Here is an 8,491-nt window from a genome sequence, read left to right as displayed (position 1 = left end):
GACGTATTCCTTCCCGAAGTGGAGGGCCCCCTGGGGCCCGTGAACGCGTCCGCGCGAGGGTCTTCGCCTTCCACGCCCTCCGTAGGTCCGTCGCCTTTGGAGGTGGGGGCGCGCAGCTCCAGTGGTGGGGTGGTTGGCGGGGATGGTGCTGGTGCCAGTGCCGGTGCCGGTGCTGTTGGTGCTGTTGGTGCTGGTGCTGGTGTTGTTGTTGGGGAGCAGAGTGGGCTGGGGTCTTGGCCTTCTGGGTTGGGGGGCGGCGGGGAGCTGCCGCGTTCCGTGTCCACCGGGGTTGGGGCCGGGGTTGTCGTGCGGGGGTTCCCGGCGCTGGTGGAGGAGGTCGCGCCCAAGGTGAAGGGGCAGGCTCGGTCCGTGGGGGTCGCGCTGCGGATCCTGGCCGACGAGACGCGGCAGGATGCGTTGCACGCCGCAGGGGTTCGGCGGTTGCTGGTGTCCGAGGCTGCGCTCAGCACCGGGCGGGTGACGTCGCGGTGGACCGGGACGCAGTCGCTGACGATGGCGGCGTCGCCGTATCCGAGTACCGAGGCGCTGGTCGCCGATCTGCAGCTTGCGGCCGTCGTGTCGCTGACCTCGGGTGGTGACTCGGCGCGCTATGACACGCCTTCGGGTGGGCCGGATGCTGCGGCCGTCCGGTCTGCCGGTGCTTACGCCGACGCGCTGGCATTCGTGCGCCGGCACCTGGAGGACGAGGTGTACCGCGTCGTCGGGCACGTGGTGGCCGCACTGTCGGCGAGCCGGACGCTCGAGGCGGAGATCCGCGCGTCGGGCAGCCTCGCGCTGCTGAACACGTTGCAGGACCTGCGCGAGCATCGCGCGACCCTCATCCACGACGGATTCGTCTCGGCGACGCCGCCGCGGCGGTTGCCGCACCTCGCACGCTACCTGCGCGCGGACTCGCACCGCCTGACGAAGGCGGCGGAGAACCCGGCACGCGACTCCGACCTCGCGTGGCGGATCGGCGACGTGACCGCCGCGTACGAGAAGGCGCTCGCCACCTACGCGGCGGGCACCCCCGACGCCGCACGCGCCGCCGAGCTGGCAGAGGTGCGCTGGATGCTGGAGGAGCTGCGGGTCTCGTTCTTCGCGCAGCAGCTCGGTACGGACGGCACGGTCAGCGAGAAGCGCATCCGCAAGGTGCTGGTGCCGAACGGCTGGTGAAGCCGGTAGATGCTGAGGGGCCGGTCGTGGACGTCCGCGACCGGCCCCTCCGTCGGTCTCAGCGCTTGTACGCCGCCCGGCCGTAACCGCTCATCAGCGGGCGCCCACCCTTCTTCATCAGCACCACTTGCACGGCCGTGTTGCGGTGTGCGTATGACTCCGTGCCGGCGGCTCCGTTGTTCCTTGCCCAGCCGAGCCACCCGGTGCCCGCCACGTGCACCCGGTAATAGATGTCGTACTGCTCCGCCATCTCACCGGTGAGGCGCATCCGGTACGCGGCGGTCCGGTTGGTGCGGTGGTACGTGCCCGCGACCCTGTCCGTGCTCACGTACGGCCGCCAGCCGTCGCCCTCGACCTTGGCCGACACCTGGAGGCCGCCGGAGTAGGGAGCGTCGACGAGGTTCAGCTTCACCGCGTTGAGACGATGCGACGTCGAGGTCGAGCCCGCCGTGGAGCCACCCATCACCGCCGTCCGCCAGCCCGATGGACGCAGATAGGCCGAGACCTGCACTGCCTGCTGCGTCCCCTTGGAGTAGTACGGCGCGTTTCCGGACACCGACGCCGTCGGCACCTGGCCCTTCGGCAGCACACGGATATGGACGTCTTCCATGGGGTAACCAAATCCCGTGGTGCCAGAGGTCTCGCCGTTCTTGGCCCAGCCGAGCCACCCGTACCTGGGCACGTAGGCGCGGTACCAGACGTCGTAGAAGGACGCGTGGGGGCCGCCAGGCTTGATCCGGAACGCTTCCAGGCGACGCCTCTCGCCGATGGTGCCGACATACGGGGTGTTGTCCCTGTACTTCTGCCCCACCCAGCCACGGCCCGCGACGTAGCCCTCGGTCTCGAACCAGAACGACGCGGGCATCTCGTCGGTCTCGGACGATGGGCTCGTGCCTGTGGTGTACGACTGCGAGGTCGGGTAGGCGATCAGCGCCTGCGCCGTCCGACCGTTACCCGGAAGGCCCGCGCTCTGCCCGTCCGAGGCGACGCAGTAGCAGTAGTTGCTCTCCCACGGGGAGCCGATCCAGCTCAGCCCGTAATCGACGTGCATCGTGTCCCGCGCCCGGACGGTGAACGGTGTCGAGGTAACCGACCTCGGGCTCATGGACGGTCCCTGCGCCGTGATCCGTACGGAGATGCGGTGTCCGACGTCGGCCGGCGAACTGAGGTATTTCTCGGCAGTCGCGTTGGTGATCGCGGCCCCGTCGCGCAGCCACTGATACGTGTACGACGCCGGTTTCGGGGAGAATCCTTCGGTTACGGCCCAGTAGGCGCTGTTGTAGCTCGGGTCGGACTCGCCGCTGAACCACCACGACTTCACCGTCGCGCTGCCCCCGGTGAACGGGCAGGACGAGAGGCAGAACTGTGCGGTGTCAGTCAGGGTCACCGCGCCGGGGAACTGCACGTACTCGAAGCGGAGATCGCGATAGCCACCCCCAGCCAGGCTCCGCCGCACGAGCACGTCTTCCGTCCGGCTGTCGAACGCTACCCGGGCGAGCTCGGTGGTGCCGTCGTAGAGCGCGACCTGACCGGCGCCGCTACCCCAGGGCACCAGGTCTTCGGTAAGGGTGAAGCGGAAGGGCGCCAAGTCGTCGTCCGGCAGACCGTCGGCCAGTCTGCTGACCGTGACGGCGGGCGGGACCGTCTGAGCCGTGCCCTCTGCCGCTACCCGGACGCGCACACTCGTCGCCTGACCGATCAGACCCGTCGAGTCGACCTCGGCCACCCGCAGGTACTGCTCGCCCTCCCTGGTCGGGACGAAAGGGATCACGGCGTTCTCCGTCGCGGGTACGGTCCGCCACTCGGGCTCGAAGCGGAGGTCCATCGAGTAGCCGTAGGCGAACGAGACCGCGTCCGGAGTCCGAGGAGATGCCACGGCGAACGCACCGGGCACACCGACACCACCTCGTCGACTGCCATCGGAGACATAGACGGTCTCGGCGCCGAGCACCGGGAACACCGAGAGCACGGAGGACGGTCCGCGGTGCAGCAGGAACGAGCACTCCACCGCAGGGCCGGTAGTGCCGTCCTCGTTCCGAGCCCGGACCGTGAGCGTATTGACGGCGTCGTCGGTGAGATCTGACGACCCAGTACTGCCGTCCAGCACGCCGCCGATCAGCTCGTACGTGCGGTGGCTCCGTTCGACACCCGCCGCATCAGTGGTGACGGCCACGGCACCCGTGACGCCGGCGCCGTCGAACACCGCGCCGAACTTCAACGACGTGGAATCCTCCCGATCGAGGGTTACCTCGACCGGTTCTGTTCCACAGACCTGGCCACCCACGGTGATGCTGGACGGGGCCGGCAGGTCCGCCGTGCCCGCGAACGCTGGGCCCACCGGAACCAGCACCGACGCGACGAGCGCACCGCCCGCGAGGGCCGCGGTGGCACGAACCACGGCGGCCGGACCACACGCGAAGAAAGAAAGACGTACCACCACAGCGACCCCCGGTCGTCGAACGAGCGGACCAAAATTAGGGTGCGTCTCGTACGCTCCCGGACCATCTAGCCACACTTCACCCGCACCTTTCGCGGATCGACGTGGCACGCTCAGCGCCCGGTCGGGGGATCCCGACCCTGCTTCCCCGGTCACATGTCCCTGGTTTTTCCCTGGGCTTGATCAGGGACAGGCGGGGGGATTACCGGATAGCCCCGGACCCACGGCGGAACTACCGTCGATGACATGAGCACACCTACACTCTCCCGCCCCCGGCAGGGCCGCATGATCGGCGGCGTCTGCGCCGGGATCGCCCGCCGCTTCGACTGGAATCCGACGATCGTGCGCGTGGTCGCCGTCGCTTCGATCTTCATCCCTGGCCCGCAGGTCCTGGCCTACGTGATCGGCTGGATCTTCATCCCTAACGAGCGCCAGGAAGCCTGACATGACCACGCAGACACTCTCTCGCCCGCGCCAGGGACGCATGATCGCCGGCGTCTGCGCCGGGATCGCGCGCCGGTTCGGTTGGGATCCCACGCTGGTCCGGATCCTCACCGTCGCCTCGGTCCTCATCCCGGGACCGCAGTTTCTCGCGTACATCGCGTTCTGGATCCTCATGCCCAACGAGGACTGAGCGTCCGCACCTCCGACACGCCAGGCCCGGGTCTTTCACCCGGGCCTCTGGCGTGTCGCCCAAGCCTCTGCAATTCTTGCAGCAAGATCCGGAAACAGCCGTGCAGCGCCGCACGTGCCTCAGCCCGGGACCACGCCGCAAGGAGCCGCTATGACGCGCCGTCCGAACGCGCCCCGACGAATGCTCGCCGCCCTGACGACCTTCGCCGCCGCACTCACCCTTGGCCTGGTAGCGACCACGGCCACCCCCGCCGTCGAGCCCGCCCGGGCCGCGACCCCCACTCACGGCGACGGGGACGTCATCCTCAACCTGTTCCAGTGGACCTGGGACTCCGTCGCCGCGGAGTGCACCAATGTCGTCGGCCCGGCCGGGTTCGGCTACGTGCAGGTCTCCCCGCCCATGGAGCACGTCCGCGGCTCACAGTGGTGGACGTCGTACCAGCCCGTCAGCTACCGGATCGAGTCCAAGCTGGGCACCCGCGCCGAGTTCGCGAACATGGTCGCCGCCTGCGACGCCGCCGGCGTGGGCGTGATCGCGGACGCCGTCGTGAACCACATGGCGGGCGCCGGCCGGTCGGGCACCGGCGTGGCAGGGACTGCCTACTCGGACGACAACTTCACCGGCACGTACGGGTATCAGGACTTCAACGACTGCCGCACCGACATCTCGGACTACACGAACCGGTACCAGGTCCAGAACTGCCGCCTCGTCGCACTGCAGGACCTGCGCACGGGCTCCGACTACGTCCGCGGCAGGCTCGCCGCGTACTTCGACGACCTGGTCTCGCTGGGCGTCGACGGGTTCCGGATCGACGCGTCGAAGCACGTGCCGGCGTCGGACCTGGAGGCCATCAAGTCGCGGATGCGGAACCCGAACGTGTTCTGGGTGCACGAGGTGATCGGCGCCGCCGGGGAGCCGATCCAGCCGTCCGAGTACCTGGGCAGCGGCGACTCGCACGAGTTCAACTACGCGCGCCAGCTCAAGCACGACTTCGACGGGCAGATCAAGAACCTGCGGTTCATCGGCGACGGCAAGCTGCAGTCCGGACGGGCGGGCGTGTTCGTGGACAACCACGACACCGAGCGCAACGGCGAGTCGATGAACTACAAGTGGGGCGCCAAGTACGTGCTGGCCAACACGTTCCTGCTGTCCTGGCCGTACGGATCGCCGACCGTGTACTCGGGGTACGAGTTCTCGAACAACGACGCCGGCGCGCCGGGGGCCGGCGAGACCTCCGTGCCCGACGCGACCTGCGGCGCCGGGCGGTGGACGTGCACCCAGCGTTGGACGGAGATCCGCGGCATGGTCGGCTTCCACAACGCGGTGGCCGGCACGGCGGTCACCAACTGGTGGGACGACGGCGGCAACCTCATCACCTACGGGCGCGGCAACCGCGGCTACGTGGTGCTGAACAACACGGCGTCGGCCGTCCAGCGCTGGTTCCAGACGCCGCTCCCGGCGGGGACGTACTGCGACGTCGTCGCGTCGTCGAGCTGCTCGGTGAAGCGGACCGTCAACGCTGACGGCTGGTTCACCGCGACGATCCCGGCGTACGGGGCGCTGGCGATCCACGTGAATGCCCGGGGCTGAGCGAGGGCTCCGGGAGAACTAGTACGAATGCGGGGTCTGTTGCTCTGTGTAGACCTTGTCTACGCGGAGCAACAGACCCCGCAGACCTGTGGTCACCTCGCCCGATGACCGCCTGCTCGCCTCATCCGAACAGCCGGCGAGCCTTGCCCAGGTCCAGGAAGACGGTCTCGCCCGTCGCGTCCTGCACGCCGTCGTTGTCCGTGACCGCGTACACGTGGCCGTCGCCGCCGATCGTGAGGCCCTCCAGCTTCTCCTGCGTCCACCCGTTGGTGGCACGCAGCGCAGGCAGGACGTCGATCGCGAGCCGCTTGCGCAGCACCGGGACCGTCCCCGGACGCGGATCACGCTTCGGCAGGTCCACCGTGTAGACGGCCTTGAGGGCCGCCGCCGGGCCGTTGAGCTTGTCCCGCTCGATGACGGCGAGCGTGTCACGGTCCACCACCGTGATCTCGGACAGGCCCACCCAGTCGCCGTCGGACGTCGGGGCGGACAGCGGGTAGCCGAACCAGGTCCATGCGCCGGTCGCAACGTCGTACCGCCCGATGCGGGCGTAGCCACCCACGCCGTCGTCGCTGGTCAGCCCACGCTGGAGGGCTACGAACAGGTGCTCGCCGGCCCGGTCCACCGAGCCGGTCACGCCCTCGATGCCCCACTTGCCGAGACCTGCCGCGACGTCGGCGGGCAGGCTCACACGCTCCTGCACGCGGCCCGACGACGACACGCGCACCAGCGCGTTCTCCGCGCCCGTCGCACCCTCGACGCCGAGCCAGAACCCACCGGACGCACCCCGGACGGACGGCCGCGCCCAGATGCCCTCGGCGTCCAGGCCGACGGGCTCACCGTCCTCCGTCACGACGATCTCGCGGTCGATGACCGCTGGATCTTCCGCGCCACGCCGGCCGGCGGTCGAGACGGAGAGGATCGACGTAGGCGACTTCGCGGCGTCGGTCACGGTCCACAGCCGGTCGCGCTCGCGCGGGTCGGCCGAGAGCGCGCCCAGCGCGGACCAGCCGATCGGCTTGACCGCACCCGTCGTGGTGCGGACGTCGGCCGACACGACGGACGGGAACGCGGGCGTACCGGCGTCCCGCGCGTAGCGGTGACCCTTGCCGAACACCGAGACGGACGCGCGGACGCCGTCCTCGGCCGAGTCCTCCTCGGAGGACACGACGAGCAGGTTCCGCGACGGCACCGGCAGGATGCCCTCCGGACCGTTGGTCGTGGCCAGGACCTGCACGAACCGCGGGGAAGTCGGGTCGGACACGTCGTACACGGCCACGAAGTTGGAACGTTCGGAACCCACGAACGCGTAGCGGACGCCGTCGAGCGTGGCCACCGCGAGGCCCTCGATCTCCACGCCCTTCTTGCCGGCGCGGTCCTCGTTGTGCAGGCCCACACGGACGGCCAGCTCCTCGAGGTCCGCCCCCGCGTCCCAGACGACGTCGCCGGTGGCGGCCTCGAAGACCGTCCAGCCGCGTGTGCCGCCCTTCCAGTCGCCCTCGTTCGCGGTCGCGACGTGCTCGTCGTCGACCCAGCCGATCGCGTCGGGCTCGCGCGGGGCCGCGTCGAGCGAGCCGGTCTGGTCGATGGCACCCTCGTCGTCCGTGTCGACGCCCTCGAGGGCGACGTCGCCCGCCGAGAACACGTTCTCGAGCTCGCCGGACACGACGTCGAGCACCGCGACGCCGTTGTTCTCCTGGAGCGTCACCGCGACCCTGGTGTCGGACGGGTTGATCGAGACGTACTCCGGTTCGACGTCCTGCGGGGTGTCCAGGCCGGCGGCCGTGAGCGCCGCCACGTCGAGCGTGACAGGGCGGGTCCGCCAGGCCTCGGGGTTGGTGCCCGGCAGGTCGACGAACTGCAGGAACCCGGCGGGAGCCTGCGGCAGGTCGCCCTCCTCGCCGTCGCCGGTGTCGGGGAGCACGTCCTCGTCGCGCTGGTTCTCCATCGCGATGACGGCGTGGGCGCCGTCGTGCGTGACCGCGATGGAATCGGGCTGGCCGCCCAGGTCGATGGAGCGCACGCGGGTGCGGGTCGCGAGGTCGACGACGTCGAGGCGACCTGACGGTGCGGTGAACGACGACGAGCTGTCGACCACCACGAGCACGTGGTCACCGACCACGGCGACCGACGTCGGCTCGTCGTGCTCCGAGCCGAGCTCCGCGAGGGAGAGCGAGCCAAGACCTCGGGGCGAGCCGGGGTCGCTGATGTCGACGAACCCGATGCGACGCGCGGCGGCATCGGTGTGGACGAGGGTCTTGCCGTCCGCGCTGACGGCGGAGATCTCGGCGACCGTCTCGTCGGCGGGATCGGTGCCGACGGGAACGTTCTGGAAGACGGGGTAGGTGGCGAGCCGGTGGAAGGTCTCGCCGTGACGGGCGGAGCCGAACCCTCCGGTCGAGCTCGTCGAGACCCCACCGCGCTCGGTCAGGGGAGCCGCGAAAGCCGGGAAGGCGCTCAGTCCCAAGGCGAGGACGGCGCCGGAGGCGATGAATGCCGCGTGGCGGCGATCGGGAGACACACGGGCAGGTTGGCGCCGGCCCGTGGCAGGCCGGCCGACCCCCGGTGACGACAAGATGGACACCGCATGAACTTCGGCGGCGGGCCTGGTCCCGCGCCCGCGCTTCACGTACCGCCGTCGGCCGTCACCGCAG

The 8,491-nt window shown here is 70.0% G+C and carries 6 protein-coding genes; 4 read left to right on the top strand and 2 right to left on the bottom strand.

What is annotated here, in order from left to right:
* Positions 1-18 precede the first annotated feature (18 nt).
* Positions 19-1,176 carry a DUF3418 domain-containing protein gene (locus tag ACFWE2_RS06155; protein ID WP_377223328.1) on the top strand — a complete coding sequence of 386 codons (1,158 nt, stop codon included), beginning with the start codon at positions 19-21 and terminating at the stop codon, positions 1,174-1,176.
* Positions 1,177-1,234: 58 nt separating this feature from the next.
* Here ACFWE2_RS06155 and ACFWE2_RS06150 read toward each other — a convergent pair whose 3' ends face one another.
* Entirely contained in the window at positions 1,235-3,574 is a 2,340-nt protein-coding gene (locus ACFWE2_RS06150; protein WP_377223326.1) for a hypothetical protein, read from the bottom strand.
* Between the two features lie 285 nt (positions 3,575-3,859).
* Here ACFWE2_RS06150 and ACFWE2_RS06145 point away from each other — a divergent pair, with 285 nt between their 5' ends.
* The 3 genes from ACFWE2_RS06145 (at position 3,860) to ACFWE2_RS06135 (ending at position 5,837) form a co-directional block, all read left to right on the top strand.
* Positions 3,860-4,057: a PspC domain-containing protein gene (locus ACFWE2_RS06145; protein WP_377223325.1), complete on the top strand. Its 198-nt coding sequence runs from the start codon at positions 3,860-3,862 to the stop codon at positions 4,055-4,057.
* A 1-nt stretch (position 4,058) separates the two neighbouring features.
* The gene (locus ACFWE2_RS06140; protein WP_377223324.1) at positions 4,059-4,247 is read left to right on the top strand and encodes a PspC domain-containing protein; all 189 of its coding nucleotides are present in this window, start codon (positions 4,059-4,061) and stop codon (positions 4,245-4,247) included.
* Between the two features lie 150 nt (positions 4,248-4,397).
* Positions 4,398-5,837, top strand: a complete 1,440-nt coding sequence (locus ACFWE2_RS06135) for an alpha-amylase family protein (RefSeq protein WP_377223323.1) — start codon at positions 4,398-4,400, stop codon at positions 5,835-5,837.
* 121 nt (positions 5,838-5,958) lie between these two features.
* Here ACFWE2_RS06135 and ACFWE2_RS06130 read toward each other — a convergent pair whose 3' ends face one another.
* Positions 5,959-8,358 (bottom strand): esterase-like activity of phytase family protein, encoded by a 2,400-nt coding sequence (locus tag ACFWE2_RS06130; RefSeq protein WP_377223322.1) that lies wholly within the window; start codon positions 8,356-8,358, stop codon positions 5,959-5,961.
* Positions 8,359-8,491 lie beyond the last annotated feature (133 nt).

Source organism: Promicromonospora sp. NPDC060271, assembly GCF_042726755.1.
GTDB lineage: Bacteria > Actinomycetota > Actinomycetes > Actinomycetales > Cellulomonadaceae > Promicromonospora.
Note: the sequence above shows the minus strand (reverse complement) of the source record. Positions and strands in the feature narration are given on the sequence as shown.

What these genes read in the sequence shown, in the direction of transcription:
- ACFWE2_RS06145 (WP_377223325.1), top strand. Translation starts at nt 3,860, where the DNA reads ATGAGCACACCTACACTCTCCCGCCCCCGGCAGGGCCGCATGATCGGC.
- ACFWE2_RS06140 (WP_377223324.1), top strand. Translation starts at nt 4,059, where the DNA reads ATGACCACGCAGACACTCTCTCGCCCGCGCCAGGGACGCATGATCGCC.
- ACFWE2_RS06135 (WP_377223323.1), top strand. Translation starts at nt 4,398, where the DNA reads ATGACGCGCCGTCCGAACGCGCCCCGACGAATGCTCGCCGCCCTGACG.